Raw genomic sequence first — 25,637 nt, 5'->3', positions numbered from 1 at the left:
ATTAACGCGATGCTACAATGCAGCGCGAAGAATGTTAACCCTCTGGAGTCATTTGTGACGTCGTTGCCCGTTGCCGCCGTAGTGCCTGAACTACTTACCGCCCTTGATGCCTCGTCGCAGGTTTTGCTGACGGCGCCGACCGGTGCCGGGAAATCAACCTGGCTGCCGTTGCGACTCCTTGAACATCGCGGTATCAAGGGACGGATTATTTTGCTGGAGCCGCGGCGTCTGGCAGCACGCAATGTGGCGCAGCGGTTGGCGGAATTGCTGAATGAAAAGCCTGGCGAGACCGTGGGGTATCGCATGCGTGCGCAAAGCTGCGTAGGGCCGCAGACCCGCCTTGAGGTGGTGACGGAGGGGGTTCTGACACGCATGATCCAGCGCGACCCCGAATTGACGGGCGTTGGGCTGGTCATCCTCGACGAATTTCACGAGCGGAGTTTGCAGGCCGACCTGGCGCTGGCGCTGTTGCTGGATGTGCAGCAAGGGCTGCGTGACGATCTGAAAATATTGATCATTTCTGCCACTTTGGACAACGGGCGTTTGCAGCAGATGTTGCCTGATGCGCCGACGATCGTTTCTGAAGGCCGCGCTTTTCCCGTTGATCGACGATATCAGCCGTTGGCGGCGCATCTGCGTTTTGCTGAAGCGGTAGCGATAGCGACGGCAGAACTCCTGCGCCATGAAAGCGGGTCGCTGCTGCTGTTTTTACCGGGTGTAGGGGAAATCCAGCGCGTGCAGGAGCAACTGGCAACGCGTGTGGGCAGCGATGTGTTGTTGTGCCCACTGTACGGCGCGCTGACGCTTGCCGAGCAGCGTCAGGCGATTTTGCCCGCGCCGCAAGGCAAGCGCAAAGTGGTGCTGGCGACCAATATTGCCGAAACCAGCTTAACGATCGAAGGCATCCGGCTGGTGGTGGACTGCGCCCAGGAGCGCGTGGCGCGCTATGATGCGCGTACCGGTTTAACGCGACTGATTACCCAACGCATAAGCCAGGCCTCGATGACCCAGCGAGCGGGACGCGCGGGCCGTCTGGAACCCGGTATCTGCCTCCATTTGCTTGCCAAAGAGCAGGCGGAAAGAGCGGCGGCACAGGGAGAACCGGAGATTTTACAGAGCGACCTGTCCGGACTGCTGATGGAGTTACTGCAATGGGGATGCACCGACCCTGAGCAACTGAACTGGCTGGATACACCGCCCGCCATCAACTTGCAGGCGGCAAAGCGGCTGCTGCAGATGCTGGGGGCGCTTGAGGGTGACAGGCTCAGCGCCAGGGGGCAGAAAATGGCGACGTTGGGTAACGACCCCCGTTTAGCGGCTATGCTGGTTAGCGCCAACAATGACAATGAAGCGGCAACGGCGGCAAAACTGGCTGCGATTCTGGAAGAGCCGCCGCGCGGTGGCAGTACCGATCTGGCTGTAGCGTTTTCACGAAATCAGCCCGCCTGGCAGCAGCGCAGCCAGCAATTACTGAAACGGCTTAACGTTCGCAGCGGACAGCCGGACAGCGCGCTGCTCCCCTCATTACTGGCGCAGGCGTTTGCCGATCGGATCGCGCGTCGGCGCGGGCAGGAAGGGCGCTATCAACTGGCGAATGGCATGGGGGCAATGCTGGATGCCGATGACGCCTCCGGACGCCATGAATGGCTAATTGCGCCGCTGCTACTGCAGGGCAGCGCTTCGCCGGATGCGCGTATTCTGCTGGCTCTGCCGCTGGATATCGAAGCGCTGATACAGGCATGCCCTGAACTGCTACAACAATCTGACACCATCGAATGGGATGAAACTCAGGGAACGTTAAAAGCATTGCGTCGGTCGCGCATTGGCCAGCTAACGGTAAAAGTACAGGCGCTGGCCAAACCCTCGGAAGAGGAGTTGCACCTGGCGATGTTGAACGGCATTCGCGATAAAGGGCTAAGTGTGCTCAACTGGACGCCGGAAGCCGAGCAGTTTCGCCTGCGTCTGCAATGTGCGGCAAACTGGTTGTCAGAGTATAACTGGCCTGCGGTAGATGAGGATTCTCTGCTGGCGACGCTGGAGAGCTGGCTGCTGCCGCACATGAGCGGTGTGCATTCGCTACGCGCGTTAAAAGCGCTAAATGTGGGTCAGGCGTTGCGCGGTTTGCTGGATTGGTCAATGCTGCAACGTCTGGATAGTGAACTGCCAGCGCATTACACTGTGCCGACGGGAAGCCGGATTGCCATTCGCTATCATGAGGATAACCCTCCGGTATTGGCGGTTCGGATGCAGGAAATGTTTGGTGAAGCGAAGACCCCAACCATCGCCGAGGGGCGCGTGCCGCTGGTGCTGGAACTGCTGTCTCCGGCGCAACGACCACTACAGGTAACGAGCGATTTAAGCGCGTTCTGGCAGGGATCGTACCGTGAGGTGCAAAAAGAGATGAAAGGGCGCTATCCCAAACATGTCTGGCCGGACGATCCGGCGAATACCGCGCCAACGCGGCGAACAAAGAAGTATTCGTAATGAAACTGTAGGCCGGATAAAGCGAAGCCGTCATCCGGTATAAACACGGCAGTAAATTGAGAGATTTCTTCTTCTGTTAACTGACGGAAGAACAGAGAATCGGGCCCTTGCGCCTGAATGTTGCGGAGAAAAAGCATGGCGGGGAATGACCGCGAGCCAATTGGACGTAAAGGGAAACCCTCGCGTCCGGTGAAACAAAAGGTGAGCCGTCGTCAACTCAGAGATGAAGAGTATGACGACGATTATGATGATGATGACTATGAGGATGAAGAACCGATGCCGCGTAAGGGTAAAGGCAAAGGGCGTAAGCCTCGTGGTAAACGCGGCTGGTTCTGGCTGCTGGTAAAACTGTCGATTGTTTTTTTGGTGCTGATCGCCATTTACGGCGTTTATCTGGACCAAAAAATCCGCAGCCGTATAGATGGTAAAGTCTGGCAGCTTCCTGCGGCAGTATATGGCCGTATGGTTAACCTTGAGCCAGAAATGCCGATCGGCAAGAACGAGATGGTGAAACTGCTGGAGGCTACGCAGTATCGTCAGGTGACGAAGATGACGCGCCCTGGCGAATTCACCGTGCAGGCGAAAAGCATCGAGATGATCCGTCGTCCGTTTGATTTTCCGGACAGTAAAGAAGGACAGGTGCGCGCGCGTCTGACCTTTGATGGCGACCATCTGGATACCATCGAGAATATGGATAACAACCGCCAGTTCGGTTTCTTCCGTCTCGATCCGCGGCTGATTACCATGCTTTCTTCGCCTAACGGTGAGCAGCGCCTGTTTGTCCCGCGCAGTGGATTCCCGGATCTGCTGGTGGACACGCTGCTGGCGACCGAAGATCGTCACTTCTATGAGCATGACGGTATCAGCCTCTATTCCATTGGCCGCGCGGTGCTGGCGAACCTGACGGCGGGGCGCACGGTACAAGGGGCCAGTACGCTGACCCAGCAACTGGTGAAAAACCTGTTCCTGTCCAGCGAACGTTCCTACTGGCGTAAGGCCAACGAAGCCTATATGGCGCTGATCATGGATGCGCGTTACAGCAAAGACCGCATTCTTGAGCTGTACATGAACGAAGTCTATCTCGGTCAAAGCGGTGACAATGAGATCCGCGGCTTCCCGCTGGCGAGCCTCTACTACTTTGGCCGTCCGGTGGAAGAGCTGAGCCTCGACCAGCAGGCGCTGCTGGTAGGGATGGTTAAAGGAGCGTCAATCTATAACCCGTGGCGTAACCCGAAGCTGGCACTGGAGCGTCGTAACCTGGTGCTGCGTTTACTACAACAGCAGCAGATTATCGACCAGGATCTGTATGACATGCTGAGCGCGCGTCCGTTAGGCGTACAGCCGCGTGGTGGGGTGATCTCACCGCAGCCCGCCTTTATGCAGATGGTGCGCCAGGAGCTACAGGCAAAGCTGGGCGATAAAGTTAAAGACCTCTCCGGCGTGAAGATTTTCACCACCTTTGATTCCGTGGCGCAGGATGCTGCAGAAAAAGCGGCGGTGGAAGGTATTCCGGTGCTGAAGAAACAACGTAAGCTGAGCGATCTGGAAACCGCGATTGTGGTGGTCGACCGCTTTAGCGGCGAAGTGCGTGCCATGGTTGGTGGGGCAGAACCGCAGTTCGCTGGTTATAACCGTGCGATGCAGGCACGTCGTTCGATTGGTTCTTTGGCTAAACCAGCGACCTATCTGACCGCGCTCAGCCAGCCGAAGCTGTATCGTCTAAATACTTGGATTGCCGATGCCCCGATTGCGCTGCGCCAGCCTAACGGCCAGGTGTGGTCGCCGCAGAACGATGACCGTCGCTATAGCGAAAGCGGAAAAGTGATGCTGGTGGATGCGTTAACGCGCTCAATGAACGTGCCAACGGTAAATCTGGGGATGGCGCTGGGCCTGCCTGCCGTCACCGATACCTGGCTGAAGCTGGGCGCGCCGAAAGATCAGCTTAACCCGGTTCCAGCCATGCTGCTGGGGGCGTTGAACCTGACGCCGATCGAAGTGGCGCAGGCGTTCCAGACTATCGCCAGCGGCGGGAACCGCGCGCCGCTGTCGGCGCTGCGTTCGGTGATTGCCGAAGATGGGACGGTGCTGTATCAGAGCTTCCCGCAGGCCGAGCGTGCCGTTCCGGCGCAGGCGGCGTATATGACGCTGTGGACCATGCAACAGGTGGTTCAGCGTGGTACGGGCCGCCAGCTTGGCGCGAAATATCCTGGGCTTCATCTGGCAGGGAAAACCGGGACCACTAACAACAACGTGGATACCTGGTTTGCCGGGATCGACGGCAGCCAGGTAACCATCACCTGGGTGGGCCGTGATAACAACCAGCCAACCAAGCTGTACGGTGCCAGCGGTGCGATGTCGATTTATCAGCGTTATCTTGCCAACCAGACGCCAACACCGCTGGTGCTGACGCCGCCGGAAGATGTGGTGGATATGGGCGTGGACTACGACGGTAACTTTGTTTGTAGCGGGGGGATGCGTACGCTTCCGGTATGGACTACCGATCCTGATTCGCTGTGTCAGCAGGGTGAAATGATGCAACAGCCGACCGGGAATCCGTTCGATCAGTCAACGCCGCAGCAGCAGCCTCAACAGCAGCAGCAACAACCGGCGCAGCAGGAAAAGAAAGATAGCGACGGTGTCGCTGGCTGGATAAAGGATATGTTCGGCAGTAACTGATATTGCTCAAAACCCGCTTCGGCGGGTTTTTCTTCTTTGGTCCATTCTCAGGGCCGAATAACATTCCAGCCTAATTTATTAACCCTTTCTTTTCATCTGGTTATTTCTTAACCCCTCAGTTTTAGTAGGGACGCGTATTGCTTGCTATCTCGCCAGAGTTTCGAATATTATGCTGCCGTTATAATAATAATTCTCGTTTACGTTATCATTCACTTTCATCAGAGAAATACCAATGGCGCGTCTTAAAACTGCTCAGCCAAGTTCATCGCTGCGTAAAATCGCAGTAGTGGTAGCCACAGCGGTTAGCGGCATGTCTGTCTATGCACAGGCGGCGGTTGACCCGAAAGAAGAAACCATCACCGTAACTGCTGCTCCTGCCGCACAAGAAAGCGCATGGGGGCCTTCGCCGACAATTGCCGCGAAGCGTTCCGCCACCGCTACCAAAACCGACACGCCGATCGAAAAGACGCCACAGTCTGTTTCGGTAGTGACAAACGAAGAGATGCAGATCCATCAGTCTCGTTCCGTCAAGGAAGCGCTGGGTTATACCCCAGGGGTTGTGGTCAGTAACCGTGGTGCTTCAAATACATACGATTTTGTCAGCATCCGTGGTTTTACCTCTGTCGGTTTAAGCCAGAACAACTATCTGGATGGTCTGAAGCTACAAGGGAACTTCTATAACGACGCGGTTATCGATCCTTACATGCTGGAGCGTGTAGAGTTGATGCGTGGGCCAACTTCCGTGTTGTACGGTAAGAGTAACCCTGGCGGTATTATTTCGATGGTCAGCAAACGTCCAACCACCGAGCCGCTAAAAGAAGTTCAGTTTAAAATGGGAACAAATAATCTGTTCCAGACAGGGTTTGATTTTAGTGATGCATTGGATGATAACGGTGAATTCTCTTACCGTTTAACCGGTCTGGCTCGTTCCACAAATGAGCAGCAGCAAGGTTCTGAATCACAGCGTTATACCGTTGCTCCGTCCTTCTCATGGCGTCCTGACGACAAGACTAACTTTACATTCCTTTCTTATTTCCAGAATGAACCCGAAACGGGTTACTACGGTTGGTTGCCGAAGGAAGGTACGGTTGAACCGCTACCTAACGGCAAGCGTTTGCCGACTGATTTTAATGAAGGTGCTTCAAATAACACTTATTCCCGCAATCAGAAAATGGTGGGGTACAGCTTTGAACACGACTTTAATGACACCTTCACTGTCCGGCAGAATTTACGTTTTGCTGAAATGAAAACGTCGCAGCAGAGCGTGTACGGTACGGGTATCTGTACAACAAATGCGTTTAACGCGCCTTGCCAGGCAATTCCGGCCGATCAGCGCGACCATTATCTTGGTCGTGGCACGGTTGTCGATGATGAACGCTTGCAGAACTTCAGTGTTGATACCCAGTTGCAGAGCAATTTCGCGACAGGAACGGTGGACCATACGTTGCTGACAGGTGTTGACTTCATGCGTATGCGTAATGATATCAATGCTAAATTTGGCACAGCTCCTGTTCTGGATCTTTATAACCCACAGCCTCTGGAAGATTTTGATTTCGACTCTACCGAGCCTTATCAGATGAACGAAACCAAACAAACCGGTATCTACATCCAGGATCAGGCGGAATGGGATAAGTGGGTCTTTACGCTGGGTGGTCGTTATGACTGGTCACAGCAAGCGACGACGATTCGTCAGAATTCAACCACTCCGCAAGCGGGTTATATTGAGCGTAACGATCATCAGTTCACATGGCGTGGCGGTGTAAACTACCTGTTTGATAATGGTATTTCTCCGTACGTTAGCTATAGCCAGTCATTTGAACCAAACGCATTCGATCTCTACAGCACTCCACGCATGGCTTTTGCGCCATCCAAGGGTGAACAGTATGAAGCGGGTGTAAAATATGTGCCGAAAGATCTGCCTGTGGTTATTACGGCTGCGGCATATCATCTGACGAAGACGAATACGCTGACAACCGATCCGACCAACTCGAATCTGCAAGTTCCGTCAGGCGAAGTACGTTCTCAGGGCTTTGAATTTGAAGCTAAAGCGGCCTTGAATGCCAATATCAATGTGACTGCTTCATATACTTACACTGATGCGGAGTACACTAAGGACACCAATCTCAAAGGGAACAACGTAGAACAAGTTCCTGAAAATATGGCATCACTCTGGGGCGACTATACCTTTAACGAAGGCGTTCTGTCGGGACTGACCCTGGGAACCGGTGGACGTTTTATCGGTTCAAGCTATGGCGATCCTGCAAACACCTTTAAAGTGGGAAGTGCTGCTGTAATGGATGCTGTCGTGAAATACGATTTAGCGCGTTTTGGTATGGCTGGCTCTAGTGTTGCTGTCAACGTTACCAACCTGCTGGATCGTGAATACGTTTCTAGTTGCTTCCAAACCTATGGCTGCTTCTGGGGCGCAGAACGTCAGGTCGTTGCAACCGCAACCTTCCGTTTCTAATTTCTTTTTGGGCACGCTTTGCGTGCCCGTTTTACAAGTTGGCTGCTATGCAGGAAAACAGATCCCATCCCGACACCACTTTCGCGTTGCGTAATGTCTCCTTTCGTGTGCCTGGCCGCACGCTGTTGCATCCTCTCTCATTAACTTTTCCAGTGGGGAAAGTGACCGGCCTTATCGGTCACAACGGGTCCGGAAAATCGACGTTATTGAAAATGCTGGGACGTCATCAGCCGCCGTCGGAAGGTGAAATCCTGCTCGACGAACAGCCGCTGGAGAACTGGAGCAGTAAAGCGTTTGCCCGCAAGGTCGCCTATCTGCCGCAGCAGTTGCCGCAGGCCGAAGGGATGACGGTGCGTGAACTGGTGGCGATTGGCCGCTATCCGTGGCACGGGGCGCTGGGACGTTTTGGCGTTGCCGACAGAGAGAAAGTAGAAGAAGCTATTTCGTTGGTCGGCTTAAAACCGCTGGCGCACCGCCTGGTGGATAGCCTGTCCGGCGGAGAACGCCAGCGTGCGTGGATTGCCATGCTGGTGGCGCAGGACAGCCGCTGTCTGCTGCTTGATGAGCCGACTTCCGCGCTGGATATCGCTCATCAGGTTGACGTGCTGGCGCTGGTGCATCGCTTAAGCCAGCAGCGTGGGCTAACGGTGATTGCGGTGCTGCATGATATCAACATGGCGGCCCGCTACTGCGATTACTTAGTTGCGCTGCGCGGTGGTGAAATGATTGCGCAAGGAACGCCTGCTGAACTGATGCGCAGTGAAACTCTGGAACAGATTTACGGTATCCCGATGGGCATTTTGCCGCATCCGGCCGGTGCCGCACCCGTGAGTTTTGTCTATTAATGATTGAATTACATCATATTACCCGTCGGCGTCTGCTTACGGCGATGGCGCTCTCGCCGCTGCTGTGGCGGATGAATACGGCGTCCGCCGCGGCGATTGATCCGCAGCGTATTGTGGCGCTGGAATGGCTGCCGGTAGAGCTGTTGCTGGCGCTGGGTATTACGCCGTATGGCATTGCGGATATCCCTAACTACAAGCTGTGGGTCAGTGAGCCACCTCTACCGGACTCGGTGATTGATGTCGGGCTACGCACGGAACCCAATCTCGAACTGCTAACCGAAATGAAACCCTCGTTTCTGCTCTGGTCGGCAGGCTATGGTCCTTCCCCTGAAAAGCTGGCACGTATTGCACCTGGTCGGGGATTTAACTTCAGCGACGGTAAAAAACCGCTGGTCGTTGCGCGACAATCGCTGCAGGAAATGGCGCAATTGTTCAATCTGCAGGCCTCTGCTGAACGCCATCTGACTGAGTACGATCGTTTTATTGCCAGCCTGAAGCCGCGCTTCATTCAACGCGGCGCGCGCCCTGTGCTTCTCACCTCTCTGCTTGATTCGCGGCATATGCTGGTGTTTGGCCCAAACAGCCTGTTTCAGGACGTGCTGGACGAATATGGGATCCCTAACGCCTGGCAGGGAGAGACAAACTTTTGGGGCAGCACTGCCGTGAGTATTGACCGTCTGGCTGCTTTTCAGGATGTCGATGTATTGTGCTTTGATCACGGCAACGATAAAGAGATGGCTGCACTGATGTCTACGCCGTTGTGGCAGGCGATGCCCTTTGTTCGCAGTGGACGTTTTCAGCGCGTGCCGGCCGTCTGGTTCTATGGCGCAACGCTATCAGCCATGCATTTTGCCCGCATTCTGGATAATGCGCTGGGAGGCAAAGCGTGAGTAAACGTATCGCGCTGTTCCCCATTCTCCTGCTGACGGTTCTGTTTGTTGCCGCCTGTTGGCTCACATGGGTTAACTTCTCCGTTGCGCTACCGCGCAACCAGTGGCAACAGGCTATCTGGTCACCGGATATCGATGCCATTAAACAGATGGTTTTCCACTACAGCCTGCTGCCGAGGCTGGCGATTTCGCTGTTGGTCGGTGCCGGGCTGGGACTGGTCGGCGTATTGTTTCAGCAGGTGCTGCGTAACCCACTGGCGGAGCCAACCACGCTAGGCGTTGCGACCGGTGCGCAGTTGGGCATTACCGTCACGACGCTGTGGGCTATTCCCGGTGCGCTCACCACGCAATTTGCTGCGCTGGCAGGTGCTTGTGTCGTTGGGGCGCTGGTGTTTGGCGTCGCCTGGGGCAAACGTCTTTCTCCGGTGACGTTAATCCTCGCCGGACTGGTGGTCAGCCTGTACTGCGGGGCGATTAACCAGTTGATGGTTATCTTCCATCACGATCAACTGCAAAGCATGTTTTTATGGAGCAGCGGCACGCTAACCCAAACCGACTGGAGCGGCGTACAGCGACTGTGGCCACAGCTGCTGGGCGGCGTGATGCTGACTCTGCTGCTGTTGCGTCCAATGACGCTGATGGGACTGGATGACGGCGTGGCGCGTAACCTCGGTCTGGCGTTGTCGCTGGCGCGCCTGGCGGCCTTATCGCTGGCGATTGTCATCAGCTCCTTGCTGGTTAACGCGGTTGGGATTATCGGCTTTATTGGCCTCTTTGCACCGCTGCTGGCGAAAATGCTCGGCGCGCGGCGTCTGTTGGCGCGTCTGATGCTGGCCCCGCTGATTGGTGCGTTGATCCTCTGGCTCTCTGACCAAATCATTCTGTGGCTGACCCGCGTATGGATGGAGGTCTCCACCGGTTCGGTGACGGCGCTGATTGGCGCGCCATTGCTGCTGTGGTTGTTGCCGCGCCTTAGAAGTATGAGCGCACCGGATATGAATGCCAGCAACCGTATCGCCGCGGAGCGTCAGAATGTACTGATGTTTGCGCTGGCGGGCGGGGTGGTTTTGCTGCTGACTCTGGTGGTGGCGCTGTCGTTTGGCCGCGATGCGCACGGCTGGACATGGGCCAGCGGCGCGATGCTGGATGAACTGATGCCCTGGCGCTGGCCACGTATTCTGGCGGCGTTGATTGCCGGGGTGATGCTGGCGGTAGCGGGTTGTATTATTCAGCGTCTGACCGGAAACCCAATGGCGAGCCCGGAAGTTCTGGGCATTAGCTCCGGCGCGGCATTTGGCGTGGTGTTAATGCTGTTTCTGGTCCCCGGAAATGCATTTGGCTGGCTGCTGCCCGCAGGGAGTCTCGGGGCTGCGGTCACCTTGCTTATCATTATGATTGCCGCCGGGCGCGGTGGTTTTTCGCCGCACCGTATGCTGCTGGCAGGGATGGCGATCAGTACGGCGTTTACTATGTTGTTGATGATGCTGCAGGCCAGCGGCGATCCGCGTATGGCGGGCGTGCTGACCTGGATCTCCGGCTCAACCTATAACGCGACGGGCGAACAGGTACTGCGCACCGGGATTGTGATGGTTATCCTGCTGGCACTGACACCGCTGTGTCGTCGTTGGCTGACGATTTTACCGCTCGGCGGCGATACGGCGCGTGCGGTGGGTATGGCGATCACGCCGTCACGCGTAGGGTTACTGCTGTTGGCTGCGGGGCTAACGGCGACAGCAACCATGACCATTGGACCGTTGAGTTTTGTCGGGCTGATGGCTCCGCATATTGCCCGAATGATGGGTTTTCGTCGGGCGATGCCGCATATGCTGATTTCGGCGCTGGCGGGAGGTGTGCTGCTGGTCTTTGCTGACTGGTGCGGCAGGATGGTGCTGTTTCCGTATCAGATCCCGGCAGGATTACTGTCGACGTTTATTGGCGCGCCGTACTTTATCTATCTGCTACGTAAGCAGAGTCGCTGAGGTTAATCTCTTCCATTTAGGCTGCGTCGCCATCCGGCAATGAAAAAGCCGGGTGGCGGCTTCGCCTTACCCGGCCTACGTTATTTCTGGATGTTCTCTTTTACAATTTCGCAAACACCCGGCGCGCGGCGTCGATGGTGTTATTGATATCGTCTTCACTGTGCGCGACGGACATAAAGCCCGCTTCGAAGGCGGACGGCGCCAGGTAAATCCCTTCATCCAGCATCATGTGGAAGAAACGCTTGAAGCGTTCAACGTCGCATGCCATCACATCCTGATAGCAGGTCACGGTTTCTGCATCGGTGAAGAAAATCCCGAACATCCCGCCCACATGGTTAACCACCAGCGGAATATTCGTTTCTGCGGCGGCTTCCAGCAGACCTTCCGCCAGACGCGTCGTCAGTTTGTTCAGCGTTTCATGAATACCCGGCTGGGCCACTTCGTTCAGACAAGCAAAGCCTGCCGCCATCGCAATCGGGTTACCTGAAAGCGTACCCGCCTGATAAACCGGACCGGTTGGCGCCAGCGCGTCCATCACATCACGGCGACCGCCGAATGCGCCAACGGGCATCCCGCCACCGATGATTTTGCCAAGGCAGGTCAGATCCGGAACGACGCCGTAATAATCCTGCGCACCGGCCAGTGCCACGCGGAAACCGGTCATGACTTCATCGATGATCAACAGTGCGCCAAACTCATCACACAGGGCACGCAGGCCCGGCAGGAATTCTGGCAGCGGCGGGATGCAGTTCATGTTGCCTGCGACCGGCTCAACGATAATGCAGGCGATCTCCTGCGGATACTGTTCGAATGCCGCACGAACTGAAGAGAGATCGTTGTAGGTGCAGGTCAGGGTGTGTTTCGCGAAATCGGCTGGAACGCCCGGGGAGTTTGGCTGACCCAGCGTTAACGCGCCGGAACCAGCTTTAACCAGCAGGCAGTCGGCATGACCGTGATAGCAGCCTTCAAATTTGATGATCTTATCGCGACCGGTGAAACCGCGCGCCAGACGGATTGCGCTCATCGTCGCTTCCGTACCGGAGTTCACCATACGCACCATATCCATGGTCGGCACAAGTTCAGTGACCAGCTCCGCCATTTTCACTTCCATCTCGGTCGGCGCGCCGAAGCTTAAACCGCGCTCTGCGGCTTCAATCACCGCATTGCGAATTGCCGGGTGGTTATGGCCCAGTACCATCGGTCCCCAGGAACCGACGTAATCGACATAGGCTTTACCATCGACATCGTACAGATACGCGCCGTCCGCTTTTTCGATAAACAGCGGAGTACCACCCACGCCAGTAAAGGCGCGAACGGGGGAGTTAACGCCGCCAGGGATAAGTTCGCGTGCTGCGCTGTAGAGATTTTCAGACTTACTCATGGATGGGGTCCTGGTTCGTAGAAAAAGTAAATGCCCGCTATTCTAGTTATTCAGAGAAGGTTATGAAAGTTTTACGCAATTGAAACAATGCGATTTGCAGGGGATTTTCGTGAAATGTGCGAGTAGAATGCCGATTCCGTATTTGTATTACCAATTAATGATCATCTGATGAAGACTGACTCTCCCTCTTTTGAAGCACAACAAATTGTGCGTTTACGCCGCAGGGATCAAATCCGTCGACTCCTGGAACGCGACAAAACGCCGCTGGCGATCCTGTTGATGGCCGCCGTTGTCGGTACCGTGACGGGGCTTGTTGGCGTGGCATTTGAGAAAGCGGTGACCTGGGTACAAAATCAGCGCATTGGCGTCCTGGCCCAGGTTGCGGACCATGCCATTCTGCTGTGGCCGCTGGCGTTTATTCTCTCTGCATTGCTGGCGATGGTCGGCTATTTTCTGGTTCGTAAATTTGCGCCGGAAGCGGGAGGCTCGGGGATCCCTGAGATTGAAGGCGCGCTGGAAGAGCTACGACCTGTGCGCTGGTGGCGCGTTCTGCCGGTAAAATTTATTGGCGGCATGGGCACGCTGGGAGCCGGTATGGTGCTCGGGCGAGAAGGGCCGACCGTACAGATAGGCGGGAACATTGGGCGCATGGTGCTGGATATTTTCCGCATGCGTAGCGCCGAAGCGCGACATACCCTGCTGGCCACCGGTGCGGCTGCGGGTTTGTCGGCGGCGTTTAATGCGCCTCTGGCTGGGATCCTGTTCATTATTGAAGAGATGCGCCCGCAGTTTCGCTATAACCTCGTCTCGATCAAAGCCGTGTTTACCGGCGTTATTATGTCGAGCATTGTGTTTCGTGTGTTCAACGGTGAAGCACCTATTATTGAAGTCGGGAAGCTGTCTAATGCGCCGGTAAATACGCTGTGGCTGTATCTTGTGCTCGGGCTTATTTTTGGCTGTGTCGGGCCGTTGTTCAACACGATGGTGTTGCGTACCCAGGATATGTTCCAGCGCTTCCACGGCGGTGAAATTAAAAAATGGGTGCTGATGGGTGGCGCGATTGGTGGCCTGTGCGGGATCCTGGGATTAATTAAACCGGAAGCGGCAGGCGGCGGGTTTAACCTGATTCCTATCGCCGCGGCGGGTAATTTTAGCGTCGGTTTACTGCTGTTTATATTTATTACCCGGGTGATCACCACGCTGTTGTGCTTCTCGTCCGGCGCGCCCGGTGGGATTTTTGCCCCGATGCTGGCGTTGGGCACATTACTTGGCACCGCGTTCGGTATGGCCGCGGCGGCCTCTTTTCCACAGTATCATCTGGAGGCCGGAACCTTTGCCATTGCCGGAATGGGGGCTTTGCTGGCGGCTTCGGTACGTGCACCGCTAACCGGTATTGTACTGGTGCTGGAGATGACCGATAACTATCAGCTCATTTTGCCAATGATTATTACCTGTCTTGGCGCAACACTATTAGCCCAATTTATGGGTGGAAAGCCGCTATACTCGACTATCCTTGCCCGCACGCTGGCAAAACAGGAAGCGGAGCAGGCGGCAAAAAGCCAGAGTACCGCCGCTGGCGAGAATACTTGAACGAAATACCAGGGTATTAGATAATGGCCTTAACCATTGGGTTATAATTTGCCCAATTGCCAATGTCGTTTGGAGCAAAATATGAGTGATGACGTAGCGCTGCCACTGCAATTTACTGAAGCAGCAGCCAATAAAGTAAAAAGCCTGATCGCTGACGAAGATAACCCGAATCTGAAATTACGCGTGTATATCACCGGCGGTGGTTGCAGCGGTTTCCAGTACGGTTTCACCTTTGATGATCAGGTGAACGATGGTGATATGACCATTGAGAAACAAGGTGTGGGGCTGGTGGTTGATCCGATGAGCCTGCAATATCTGGTGGGCGGCGCGGTTGACTATACCGAAGGTCTGGAAGGTTCCCGCTTCGTTGTGACTAACCCCAATGCGAAAAGCACCTGCGGGTGTGGTTCTTCTTTCAGCATCTGATTGCTGCCTGTAATACCGATGGTCTGATGGTGTAGGCCCGGTAAGCGTAGCGCCACCGGGCAATGTGCCGGTTGGCGACGTAAACGCCTTATCCGGCCTACATGTTCTGCATCATCACATCAACGCCCGTTATCATCCAGAGCAAACGTCGGCAATTTCAAATGCCAGCGAATGGCGGCAAGCCTAATCAGCAGGGTGACGATCATCCCCATCATACTGGCGTTTTCTAGCGATACATTAAAAGTATAAAACGCTGTCGCATGCACGATCCCGCCGATAATACATGCCGTGGCGTAGATTTCGGTGCGCAGAATCATCGGGACTTCACGAGCTAACACATCGCGAATGATCCCGCCGCCGACGCCAGTAATCACCCCCATACAAATCGCCACCAGGGGGCCCGTCCCGGCGAGAAATGCTTTATTGACGCCAATCCCCACGAACACCGCCAGGCCAACGGCATCCAGCACCGGAAGGATCCACTTCGGTAAACGTCGTGGCTGACGTACCAGCAGGATTGTCAGCATGCTGGTGATCATTGCCACCACCAGATCGGTGGGATCCTTAACCCAAAATACCGGCCCATGATCCAGCGCCATATCGCGGATCGTACCGCCGCCAACGGCGGTAACCACCCCGAGTACCAGGACGCCAAACGGGTCCATTCGCAATTTTCCGGCCAGTAAGACGCCAGAGATAGCAAATACCGCGGTGCCGACAATATCCAGCCAATAGACGAGCATTTTTAAATCCTCACAACAGACCTGGTGGGGGCAGGCGCTAATTTATCTGTGAAAGCGCATTACAGAGTTGTTTTGCGGCGAGGATAATACGCGGGCTCGCGCGTTCGAACCAGTCACTATTAAGTGTAATAATGGGTATTTTTAGCTGGTTTCCCCAGTATTGTTCAATTTTCAGAGTTTCGCCTGGCCCTCCGGTTGCAACAATAGCCTGGGGCGCTCGTGCCAGGACCTGCTCACGGCTAACCTGTGGCCAGGGAACCCGACTGCCGGCAAAGATGTTTTCTCCACCGCATACCTCAAGAACTTCGTGCTGAATGGACCCTTTTCCACTGGTAAACAGAGGATTTGCGCCAAACTGGAGAAACACGCGTTTTTTCGGTTTGTTGGCATACCGAGATTTTAGTAAAGCATAGTCATCAAGCATGGTTTGCGCCGCCTGTTTGGCCTGCTCAGGTTTTGGGCTCCACGCTGCCAGCTGACGGAGCGCATCGGCGACCTGCTCGATGGTAACGGCGTCCACCCAGATGACCTTAATTCCCAGGGCGGTCAGCTGATTCACCTGCCGCTCAGCATTTCCCCCGCGCCAGGCGACGACTAAATCCGGTTTAAGCGCCACAATGCGTTCAAGGTTCATACCTTGCCAGGTGGAAACCTCCTCGATATTTTTGGCCGCTGGCGGGTAGTTTGAGTAGCTACTGACGCCTACGGGTGTAATGCCGGCGGCAAAGGCGAGTTCGGTATTGGCAGGAGAAAGCGTCACAACACGCGGTGCGGCGTACAGGAACGCCGGAAGAGTGAAAAGCAGGGCGACCAGCGCCCTGGAGAGTAATTTAGCCATGCGCCAGTTTCTGTACCAGCGTTTCAACCATCAGGCTTGACTGTTTCGCGGCAACAACCAGGAACTCGTCAAAGCTGAGATGGGACTGCTGATCGGCGACGTCAGAGATGGCGCGAACCACGACAAACGGCACATTGAAGTTATGGCAAACGTGCGCAATCGCGGTCGCTTCCATCTCAACGGCAATGGCCTGCGGGAAGTTATGCTTAATTTTAGCCAGACCCACGGAGCCATTAATGAAGGCATCGCCGCTGACGATAAGTCCGCGAACGGCGTTCAGATTGAGTTGTGCAATGCAGGATTCTGCTGCAGCAATCAGCGCAGGATCGGCTTTAAAACCAGCCGGGCAGCCCGGTAACTGACCAAATTCATAGCCAAAGGCGGTGACGTCGGCATCGTGATAGCGCGCTTCGTCAGAAACCACAATATCGCCGACTTTCAGCGTAGAGGCCAGGCCGCCCGCGGAACCGGTGTTAATGATGGCATCCGGCTTGCAGCGTTCAAGCAGCAGCGTAGCGCCCAGCGCCGCCGCCACTTTACCGATACCTGATTTCAGTAGCGCAACCTCTGTACCGTTCAGTTGGCCGGTGTAAATTTCACAACCGCCGAGAGAGAGGGTCTGACGGTTTTCGATTTTGTCACGCAGCAGCGTAACTTCTTCTTCCATTGCACCAATGATGCCGATTTTCATAGATTTACTCGCGATAAGCCAGATTTGAGGGCATAGTCTATCATGCGCTTAAGGGGTAGCGCATTTCTCAGGCGGGAGAGGATATGGTACAGATCGATTTCCGAAAAAAAATAAACTGGCATCGTCGTTACCGTTCGCCGCAGGGCGTGAAGACGGAGCATGAGATCCTGCGTATTTTCGAAAGCGATCGTGGACGTATTATCAATTCTCCGGCTATTCGCCGACTGCAACAAAAAACCCAGGTTTTTCCGCTGGAGCGTAACGCGGCGGTGCGCACGCGCCTGACGCACTCGATGGAAGTTCAGCAAGTTGGGCGCTATATCGCTAAAGAGATCCTCAGCCGACTGAAAGAACTAAAACTGCTGGAGCAGTATGGTCTGGATGAACTGACGGGACCGTTTGAGAGTATTGTCGAAATGTCGTGCCTGATGCATGACATCGGCAATCCGCCGTTTGGTCATTTTGGTGAAGCGGCGATTAATGACTGGTTCCGACAGCGGCTGTATCCCGCCGACGCGGAAAGTCAGCCCCTCAGCGATGACCGCTGCCTGGTGGCGGCGTTACGTTTGCGCGAAGGCGAAGAGTCGCTGAATGATATTCGCCGTAAGGTGCGCCAGGACCTGTGCCATTTTGAAGGTAATGCCCAGGGGATTCGTCTGGTGCATACTTTGATGCGTATGAATCTTACCTGGGCCCAAGTTGGCGGTATTTTAAAATATACCCGTCCGGCGTGGTGGCGCGGAAGTACGCCTACTACGCATGACTATTTAATGAAGAAACCGGGCTATTACCTTTCTGAAGAACCGTATATTGAACGGTTACGTAAAGAATTATCATTAGCGCCCTACAGTCGCTTTCCATTAACCTGGATAATGGAAGCTGCCGATGATATCTCTTATTGCGTGGCCGACCTGGAAGATGCCGTTGAGAAAAGAATCTTTAGCGTCGAACAACTTTATCACCATCTGCATGAGGCGTGGGGGCATCACGAAAAAGGTTCCCTGTTTAGTCAGGTTGTTGAGAATGCCTGGGAGAAATCACGTTCAAATACATTAAGCCGGAGCACGGAAGATCAGTTCTTTATGTATTTACGCGTCAATACGCTGAATAAACTGGTGCCGTATGCAGCCCAGCGGTTTATTGATAATTTACCGCAGGTTTTTGACGGCAGCTTTAATCACGCCCTGTTAGAAGATGCCAGTAGCTTTAGTCAGTTGCTGGGTGTCTATAAAAATGTGGCAGTAAAACACGTATTTAGTCATCCGGACGTTGAGCAGTTGGAATTGCAGGGGTATCGGGTGATCAGCGGGTTGCTGGAGATCTATCAGCCTTTATTAAAAATGTCCCAGTCAGATTTTACTGAGCTGGTCGACAATGAAAGAGTTAAACGTTTTCCTATCGAATCACGATTATTTCAGAAGTTGTCTACTCGCCATCGCCTTGCTTATGTCGAGGCGGTTAGTAAAATATCAACGGGTTGCGCTGAGTTTTCGGTAATGGAATATTATTATCGCTGCCGGCTGATTCAGGATTATATCAGCGGGATGACCGATCTGTATGCCTGGGATGAATATCGTCGCTTGATGGCCGTAGAACAATAAATACTCATTTGTAAAGACGGCCAATAAAATTTTACTTTTTCCTTAAACTCAATTCTGGAACTTAGCGCTATAAAACGACTCTGACGTATACAGCAATTTTGCGTTACCTGTTAATCGAGAACGAAACACATGAAAAAAACCACATTAGCAATGAGTGCACTGGCTCTGAGTTTAGGTTTGGCGTTGTCCCCCCTGTCTGCCACAGCGGCTGAGACGTCGTCTTCAGCAATGACCGCCCAACAGATGCCAAGCCTGGCCCCGATGCTCGAAAAAGTGATGCCATCGGTGGTAAGTATTAACGTCGAGGGGAGCACGACGGTAAATACGCCGCGTATGCCGCGTAATTTCCAGCAGTTCTTCGGTGATAATTCACCATTCTGCCAGGACGGTTCACCGTTCCAGAGTTCACCGTTCTGCCAGGGCGGCGCGCCGGGCGCTGACAACGGCGGCGGCCAGCAGCAGAAATTTATGGCCCTGGGTTCCGGTGTAATTATTGATGCCGCGAAAGGGTATGTCGTGACCAACAACCACGTGGTGGATAACGCCACGGTGATTAAGGTTCAGTTGAGCGATGGCCGTAAATTTGATGCGAAGATTGTGGGTAAAGATCCGCGCTCCGATATCGCGCTGATCCAAATTCAGGATCCGAAAAACCTGACGGCGATTAAGCTGGCAGATTCCGACGCGCTGCGTGTAGGTGATTACACCGTAGCAATTGGTAACCCGTTTGGCCTCGGTGAGACCGTGACCTCCGGTATTGTTTCTGCGCTGGGCCGTAGCGGCCTGAACGCGGAAAACTACGAAAACTTTATTCAGACGGATGCCGCGATCAACCGGGGTAACTCCGGTGGCGCACTGGTTAACCTGAACGGTGAGCTGATCGGTATTAACACCGCGATCCTTGCGCCGGACGGCGGTAACATCGGTATCGGCTTTGCAATCCCGAGCAACATGGTGAAAAACCTGACGTCACAGATGGTTGAGTTTGGTCAGGTTAAACGCGGTGAGCTGGGTATTATGGGTACCGAGCTGAGCTCTGAGCTGGCGAAAGCGATGAAAGTTGATGCTCAGCGTGGCGCATTTGTCAGCCAGGTGATGCCGAACTCTTCCGCAGCGAAAGCAGGTATTAAAGCCGGGGATGTGATTACCTCCCTGAACGGTAAACCGATCAGCAGCTTCGCCGCCCTGCGTGCGCAGGTGGGTACGATGCCGGTAGGCAGCAAAATTAACCTTGGCCTGTTGCGTGACGGTAAGCCGGTCACTGTGAATCTGGAACTGCAGCAGAGCAGCCAGACTCAGGTTGATTCCAGCTCTATCTTCAAAGGCATTGAAGGGGCTGATATGAGCAACAAAGGCCAGGACAAAGGGGTCGTGGTCAGCGAGGTGAAAGCGAATTCTCCGGCTGCACGGATTGGCCTGAAGAAAGGGGATGTGATTATTGGTGCGAACCAGCAGCCGGTGAAAAATATCGCCGAACTGCGCAAAATCCTCGACAGCAAACCGGCTGTACTGGCGCTGAACATTCAGCGTGGTGACAGCTCCATCTATCTGTTGATGCAGTAATGTCCCTAAACCCCTTCCTGCACAGGAAGGGGTTTCTTTTTGTGATACTTCCCACAACTCCATACTTCTCCCTCTCGCTTTGTGCAGTTGCACAATGCCGCCGCTTATTATCTTCCCTATGCTTGAGCTCTGCTCACAGGAGGGGTTTATGGCTGGCTGGCATCTTGATACCAAAATGGCGCAGGATATCGTAGCGCGAACCATGCGCATCATTGATACCAATATCAACGTAATGGATGCTCGCGGGCGGATCATTGGCAGCGGCGATCGCGAACGAATTGGTGAATTGCACGAAGGCGCGCTGCTGGTGCTTTCGCAAGGTCGGGTGGTCGATATTGACGATGCGGTAGCCCGGCATTTACACGGCGTGCGTCAGGGGATAAACCTGCCGCTGCGTCTGGAAGGCGAAATCGTTGGCGTTATCGGTCTTACTGGCGAGCCGGAACATCTGCGCAAGTATGGCGAACTGGTGTGCATGACCGCCGAAATGATGCTGGAACAGTCGCGTCTGATGCATCTGTTAGCGCAGGATAGCCGTCTGCGTGAAGAGCTGGTGATGAACCTGATTCAGGCTGAAGAGAATACCCCGGCGCTGATGGAATGGGCACAGCGATTGGGCATTGATTTGAACCAGCCGCGCGTGGTGGCGGTAGTGGAGGTCGACAGCGGTCAGCTTGGCGTTGATAGTGCGATGGCGGAGCTACAGCAATTGCAGAACGCGTTGACTACACCCGAACGTAATAATCTGATTGCGATTGTTTCTCTGACCGAGATGGTGGTGCTGAAACCAGCGCTCAATCAGTTTGGCCGCTGGGACGCTGAAGATCATCGCAAGCGCGTTGAGCAACTGATTGCCCGCATGAAAGAGAATGGACAACTGCGTTTTCGCGTGTCGCTGGGCAACTATTTTACCGGGCCCGGCAGCATTGCCCGTTCGTATCGTACGGCGCGCACCACCATGATGGTCGGCAAGCAGCGGATGCCGGAAAGCCGGAGCTATTTCTATCAGGACTTGATGCTGCCGGTGCTGCTGGACAGCCTGCGCGGCGGCTGGCAGGCCAATGAGCTAGCGCGCCCGCTGGTAAGGCTGAAAGCGATGGATAACAACGGTTTGCTGCGTCGAACATTATCGGCATGGTTTCGACATAACGTTCAGCCGCTGGCGACCTCAAAAGCATTGTTTATTCACCGCAATACGCTGGAGTATCGCCTGAACCGTATTTCAGAGCTGACCGGGCTGGATCTGGGGAATTTTGACGATCGACTGCTGCTGTATGTGGCGTTGCAGCTGGATGAGCAGCATTGATTAATTGCCTGATAAGCGTAGCGCTATCAGGCAACAATCGACTTATTTGCGCGTCAGTTTTTCCAGATCGGCTTCAATCTCGCTGATCTTGTTGGTCACGACGCTTTCCAGGTGACGTAAATCATCGAGGATCTTGCGTTTAAGATCGACTTCGCTGCGATCTCGCTGGCAGATCTGATCCAGTTCGTCGATCACATAGCGCAGGTTGGGACTGATCTCCTGCACTTCTTTGTAACCCTGGCCGACGCCATCGGCGACAACCGTTTTACGCTGACGGGGATATTTGAACTTCACGCTCTTGGCAAAAAACTCGCCTTTATCCTTCTGGAAATAGATTTTCAGGATATCGTTGTTGGCTTCTTGCCGCAGGCTGTAACGATCGATCTCTTCAGGATTAGTAATGCCCAGACTTTTCAGATTGTCATACATAGCGGTACCCTTAAGCTCACTATAACCATTGAATAATTAACGAAAAGCCTTGTTTATGCCACTCGCAGATGTAAAAAAAGCGGGCTAAGCCCGCTTTTTCAAATCGCTGTTAGTCGATGGTGCGTAACAGTTCGTTGATTCCCACTTTGCCACGCGTTTTGGCATCGACTTTCTTCACAATCACCGCGCAGTACAGGCTGTATTTGCCATCTTTCGACGGCAGGTTGCCGGAGACGACCACGGAACCCGCTGGAACGCGGCCGTAATGCACTTCGCCGGTTTCGCGATCGTAAATACGGGTGCTCTGGCCGATATACACACCCATAGAGATGACGGAGCCTTCTTCGACGATCACGCCTTCAACCACTTCAGAGCGCGCGCCGATGAAGCAGTTGTCTTCGATGATGGTCGGGTTAGCCTGCAACGGTTCCAGTACGCCACCAATACCAACGCCACCGGACAGGTGTACGTTCTTACCGATTTGCGCACAGGAACCTACGGTCGCCCAGGTATCAACCATCGTACCTTCATCAACATAAGCGCCGATGTTCACGTAAGACGGCATCAGCACGGTGTTACGGGCGATAAACGCGCCCTGACGCACTGCCGCAGGCGGAACCACGCGGAAACCTTCTTTCTGGAAGCGCGCTTCGTCGTAGTTGGCGAATTTCATCGGCACTTTATCGAAGTAACGGCTTTCCGCACCCTCGATAACCTGATTATCGTTAATACGGAAAGAGAGCAGGACCGCCTTTTTCAGCCACTGATGCGTGACCCACTGACCCTCAATCTTTTCTGCGACGCGCAGTGCACCGGAATCCAGTAAAGAAATAACCTGATTCACCGCTTCGCGGGTTACGGTATCTACATTTGCCGGAGTAATGTCGGCACGGCGCTCGAAAGCGGACTCAATAACGTTCTGTAACTGCTGCATTGTTAAACTCTTTCCATAATAAATAAAAACATTACCCTTTATCGTTTGGATTGAGGGCCTCTGTCAACCGTTGATGCACTTCCTGCTGCAGCTCATTATTAAGGGCGCGCCGGTCGGCGGTGGCGATTATGAATAAATCTTCTACTCGCTCGCCAATAGTTGTAATTCGGGCGCCATGCAGCGAAATTCCCAGATCGGCAAAAATCTGCCCGACCCGCGCCAGCAGTCCTGGCTGGTCGAGAGCGATAAGCTCAAGAAATGATTTTCGGTCGGTATGGGTCGGCAGAAAAGTGACCTCGGTATCGACGGTAAAGTGACGTAATTTTGCCGGCTGGCGACGCGGTTGCGGCGGCTGCCAGCTACGCTGGGTGATCGCCTGTTCAAGCCCAAAACGGATCGCTTCGTGTCGGTCTGACGACAGCGGGCTACCGTCTGGTTCCAGCACAATGAACGTATCCATCGCCATCCCATCGCGGGTGGTGAAAATCTGCGCATCGTGGACGCTAAGGTTGCGCCTGTCCAGTTCGGCGCAGACGGCAGCAAACAGATAAGGGCGGTCAGGGCTCCAGATGAAAATTTCCGTCCCGCCTCGCGTGGCCTGCGGGCTGAGCAGGATCAGCGGCTTGCTGAGATCGTGTTGCAGCAGATGACGTGCATGCCAGGCCAGTTGATTTGGGCTGTGACGTACGAAATAGTTGGCGCGACAGCGCGACCAGATATGGTGTAGCGCTTCTTCATCAATGTTGTCCATGCGCAGTAGCGCCAGCGCCTGAAGCTGATGATGGCGTACGCGCTCACGCATATCCGGCGTGTTTTGCATCCCGCGCCGTAACTGTTTTTCCGTCGCGAAGTACAGCTCGCGCAGCAAGCTTTGCTTCCAGCTATTCCACAGCGTTTCGTTGGTGGCGCAAATATCTGCGACGGTCAGGCACACCAAAAAGCGCAGACGATGTTCCGTTTGCACCTCTTCGGCGAATTGCTTAATGACTTCGGGATCCTGAATATCGCGGCGCTGAGCGGTAACCGACATCAGCAAATGCTGGCGCACCAGCCACACGATCAGTTGCGTTTCGCGGGAGTTCAGACCGTGCAGTTCGGCGAATTTGAGCACATCCTGGGCGCCGAGAACCGAGTGATCGCCGCCGCGACCTTTGGCGATATCGTGGAACAGCGCGGCAATCAAAATCAGCTCCGGCTGTCGCAGACGCGGCCACAGATCCACGCACAGCGGATGGCGCTGACGGGTCTCTTCGTTAGCAAAACTTTCCAGCTTGAGCATTACGCGAATGGTGTGTTCATCCACCGTATATGCATGAAACAGGTCAAACTGCATTTGGCCGACAATATGCGACCATTGCGGCATATAGGCCCACAACACGCTGTGGCGATGCATAGGCAGCAGGCCGCGACTCACCGCGCCCGGATGGCGCAACATACTGAGAAACAGCGAACGCGCTTCCGGGATGTAGCACAGCGGCTGCGTTAAATGACGGCGGGCATGACGTAAATGGCGCAGCGTAGTGGAGTAAATTCCGCTGATCGCGCTATTACGCACCATGATGTAAAACATCCGCAATATTGCTTCGGGTTTGCGAATAAACAGGTCGTCGTCGCGCAGATCAATCAACGTGCCGCGCAGTTGAAAGTCGTCATCAATCGGACGTGGTTTTTCATCGGCGGGCAGGGCGAGGATCGCCTCGTCGAACAGTTGCAACAGCATGTGGTTCAGTTCGCTGACCCGTCGTGTGACGCGGAAATAGTCTTTCATCATCCGCTCGATAGGCTCATTGCCTTCACCGCCGTAGTTCAGGCGTTGCGCCACGCTGAGCTGACGATCAAACAGCAGACGGTTGTCGTAACGACTAACGACCAGATGCAGGGCAAAGCGAATGCGCCACAGGATATGCAAACATTCATTCAGCTCGGCACGTTCTGCCTGCGTCAAAAAGCCGAAACCGACCATTTCATCCAGTGAGGTGGCGCCAAAATGGCGGCGGGCCACCCATTGCAGGGTATGAATATCGCGCAGGCCGCCGGGGCTACTTTTGATATCCGGCTCCAGGTTGTAGCTGGTGCCGTGATAGCGCTGGTGGCGCTGATTCTGTTCTTCAACTTTGGCTGCGTAAAACTTATCGGACGGCCAGAAACCTTCGCTAAAAATATGCTTTTGTAGCTCAAGAAACAGCGCCACATCACCAATCAGCAGGCGTGTTTCAATCAGGTTGGTGGCGACGGTTAAATCTGACAATCCTTCCAGCAGACACTCTTCCAGCGTGCGCACGCTGTGCCCAACCTCGAGCCTCACGTCCCATAGCAGCGTTAACAATTCGCCAACTTTTTCGGCCTGCGCGTCTGGTAGCTTTTTACGACTCAGGATCAGCAGGTCAATATCGGAAAGCGGATGCAGTTCGCCGCGCCCGTAACCGCCAACGGCAACCAGCGCCAGGTCGGCAATTTGACCGAAACCGGCTTCAATCCACAGACGTTGCAGTAACTGGTCAATAAACTCGGTGCGGGCTTCAATCAGCTGTTCTGCGGAAATCCCGCTGTCAAACGCGTCACCTAACCAGTGCTGGAAAGTGTCGATATGCGCTTTAATGCCGGGGCAGTTGAGATCGTGCTGTGGCCAGGTTCCGGGGTTCTGCGGTTGGCCTGGCAGGGTGGGGAGGGCAGTATTTGCGTGTTGTTCAGGAAGAGTATTCATTATGCGCCACCCATTAAAAAAGCCGGATGACGGCGTGAACGCCTTACCCGGCCTACGAAGTAGTACAATTTGTAGGCCTGATAAGATGCG

At 54.5% G+C, this 25,637-nt stretch carries 18 protein-coding genes and 1 pseudogene; 12 read left to right on the top strand and 7 right to left on the bottom strand.

All coding sequences use genetic code 11. The features are described 5' to 3' along the window. Window positions 1-54 precede the first annotated feature (54 nt). The 6 genes from hrpB to fhuB all read left to right on the top strand — a co-directional run bounded on the left by hrpB (window position 55) and on the right by fhuB (window position 11,341). Entirely contained in the window at window positions 55-2,484 is a 2,430-nt protein-coding gene (hrpB, locus tag HV037_RS19565; protein ID WP_181500134.1) for an ATP-dependent helicase HrpB, read from the top strand. A gap of 135 nt (window positions 2,485-2,619) precedes the next feature. Beyond that, window positions 2,620-5,160 (top strand): bifunctional glycosyl transferase/transpeptidase, encoded by a 2,541-nt coding sequence (gene mrcB, locus HV037_RS19560; RefSeq protein ID WP_016151745.1) that lies wholly within the window; start codon window positions 2,620-2,622, stop codon window positions 5,158-5,160. A 232-nt stretch (window positions 5,161-5,392) separates the two neighbouring features. After that, entirely contained in the window at window positions 5,393-7,627 is a 2,235-nt protein-coding gene (fhuA, locus tag HV037_RS19555; protein WP_016155718.1) for a ferrichrome porin FhuA, read from the top strand. Window positions 7,628-7,674: 47 nt separating this feature from the next. Next, window positions 7,675-8,472, top strand: a complete 798-nt coding sequence (gene fhuC / locus HV037_RS19550; protein ID WP_003845793.1) for a Fe3+-hydroxamate ABC transporter ATP-binding protein FhuC — start codon at window positions 7,675-7,677, stop codon at window positions 8,470-8,472. Continuing rightward, entirely contained in the window at window positions 8,472-9,362 is an 891-nt protein-coding gene (fhuD, locus tag HV037_RS19545) for a Fe(3+)-hydroxamate ABC transporter substrate-binding protein FhuD (RefSeq protein WP_019078397.1), read from the top strand. The genes fhuC and fhuD overlap by 1 nt, the downstream gene beginning before the upstream one ends. Further along, window positions 9,359-11,341: a Fe(3+)-hydroxamate ABC transporter permease FhuB gene (gene fhuB, locus HV037_RS19540; RefSeq protein ID WP_103283481.1), complete on the top strand. Its 1,983-nt coding sequence runs from the start codon at window positions 9,359-9,361 to the stop codon at window positions 11,339-11,341. The genes fhuD and fhuB overlap by 4 nt, the downstream gene beginning before the upstream one ends. A 100-nt stretch (window positions 11,342-11,441) precedes the next feature. Here fhuB and hemL read toward each other — a convergent pair whose 3' ends face one another. Continuing rightward, complete coding sequence (hemL, locus tag HV037_RS19535; protein WP_103283482.1) at window positions 11,442-12,722, bottom strand: glutamate-1-semialdehyde 2,1-aminomutase; 1,281 nt, start codon at window positions 12,720-12,722, stop codon at window positions 11,442-11,444. Window positions 12,723-12,890: 168 nt separating this feature from the next. Here hemL and clcA point away from each other — a divergent pair, with 168 nt between their 5' ends. The 3 genes and pseudogenes from clcA to erpA all read left to right on the top strand — a co-directional run bounded on the left by clcA (window position 12,891) and on the right by erpA (window position 14,738). Continuing rightward, complete coding sequence (gene clcA / locus HV037_RS19530) at window positions 12,891-14,312, top strand: H(+)/Cl(-) exchange transporter ClcA (RefSeq protein WP_103283483.1); 1,422 nt, start codon at window positions 12,891-12,893, stop codon at window positions 14,310-14,312. A 23-nt stretch (window positions 14,313-14,335) separates the two neighbouring features. Then, window positions 14,336-14,401: pseudogene (gene yadW / locus HV037_RS24455) on the top strand (small protein YadW). Continuing rightward, the gene (gene erpA / locus HV037_RS19525; protein ID WP_003018581.1) at window positions 14,394-14,738 is read left to right on the top strand and encodes an iron-sulfur cluster insertion protein ErpA; all 345 of its coding nucleotides are present in this window, start codon (window positions 14,394-14,396) and stop codon (window positions 14,736-14,738) included. Before yadW ends, erpA begins: the two are co-directional and overlap by 8 nt. Before the next feature lie 119 nt (window positions 14,739-14,857). Here erpA and HV037_RS19520 read toward each other — a convergent pair whose 3' ends face one another. From HV037_RS19520 to mtnN, 3 genes are read right to left on the bottom strand one after another with little or no spacing between them, the layout of a single operon-like run. After that, the gene (locus HV037_RS19520; protein WP_006686772.1) at window positions 14,858-15,481 is read right to left on the bottom strand and encodes a TRIC cation channel family protein; all 624 of its coding nucleotides are present in this window, start codon (window positions 15,479-15,481) and stop codon (window positions 14,858-14,860) included. 37 nt (window positions 15,482-15,518) lie between these two features. Next, window positions 15,519-16,319: a vitamin B12 ABC transporter substrate-binding protein BtuF gene (gene btuF / locus HV037_RS19515; protein WP_016155723.1), complete on the bottom strand. Its 801-nt coding sequence runs from the start codon at window positions 16,317-16,319 to the stop codon at window positions 15,519-15,521. Then, window positions 16,312-17,010 (bottom strand): 5'-methylthioadenosine/S-adenosylhomocysteine nucleosidase, encoded by a 699-nt coding sequence (gene mtnN / locus HV037_RS19510; RefSeq protein ID WP_016151752.1) that lies wholly within the window; start codon window positions 17,008-17,010, stop codon window positions 16,312-16,314. Before mtnN ends, btuF begins: the two co-directional genes overlap by 8 nt. A gap of 83 nt (window positions 17,011-17,093) precedes the next feature. Between mtnN and dgt the strand changes: the two genes are divergently transcribed. From dgt to cdaR, 3 genes are all read left to right on the top strand, one after another. After that, complete coding sequence (gene dgt / locus HV037_RS19505) at window positions 17,094-18,611, top strand: dGTPase (RefSeq protein WP_016155724.1); 1,518 nt, start codon at window positions 17,094-17,096, stop codon at window positions 18,609-18,611. 129 nt (window positions 18,612-18,740) lie between these two features. Beyond that, a complete protein-coding gene (gene degP / locus HV037_RS19500) occupies window positions 18,741-20,174 on the top strand; it encodes a serine endoprotease DegP (protein WP_016151754.1) in 1,434 nt (477 codons plus the stop codon). Between the two features lie 148 nt (window positions 20,175-20,322). Beyond that, window positions 20,323-21,480, top strand: coding sequence for a DNA-binding transcriptional regulator CdaR (cdaR, locus tag HV037_RS19495; RefSeq protein WP_016151755.1), 1,158 nt, complete (start codon window positions 20,323-20,325; stop codon window positions 21,478-21,480). Window positions 21,481-21,522: 42 nt separating this feature from the next. Here cdaR and HV037_RS19490 read toward each other — a convergent pair whose 3' ends face one another. The 3 genes from HV037_RS19490 to glnD form a co-directional block, all read right to left on the bottom strand. Further along, complete coding sequence (locus HV037_RS19490; protein ID WP_003018562.1) at window positions 21,523-21,909, bottom strand: DUF3461 family protein; 387 nt, start codon at window positions 21,907-21,909, stop codon at window positions 21,523-21,525. A 109-nt stretch (window positions 21,910-22,018) separates the two neighbouring features. Next, complete coding sequence (dapD, locus tag HV037_RS19485) at window positions 22,019-22,843, bottom strand: 2,3,4,5-tetrahydropyridine-2,6-dicarboxylate N-succinyltransferase (protein WP_003829186.1); 825 nt, start codon at window positions 22,841-22,843, stop codon at window positions 22,019-22,021. 31 nt (window positions 22,844-22,874) lie between these two features. After that, window positions 22,875-25,547 (bottom strand): bifunctional uridylyltransferase/uridylyl-removing protein GlnD, encoded by a 2,673-nt coding sequence (gene glnD / locus HV037_RS19480; protein WP_016151756.1) that lies wholly within the window; start codon window positions 25,545-25,547, stop codon window positions 22,875-22,877. Between the last annotated feature and the right edge of the window lie 90 nt (window positions 25,548-25,637).

It is taken from the genome of Citrobacter sp. RHBSTW-00017 (assembly GCF_013797615.1).
GTDB lineage: Bacteria > Pseudomonadota > Gammaproteobacteria > Enterobacterales > Enterobacteriaceae > Citrobacter > Citrobacter braakii.
The sequence above is the reverse complement of the archived record's forward strand: the minus strand, read 5'-3'. Positions and strand labels throughout refer to the sequence as shown.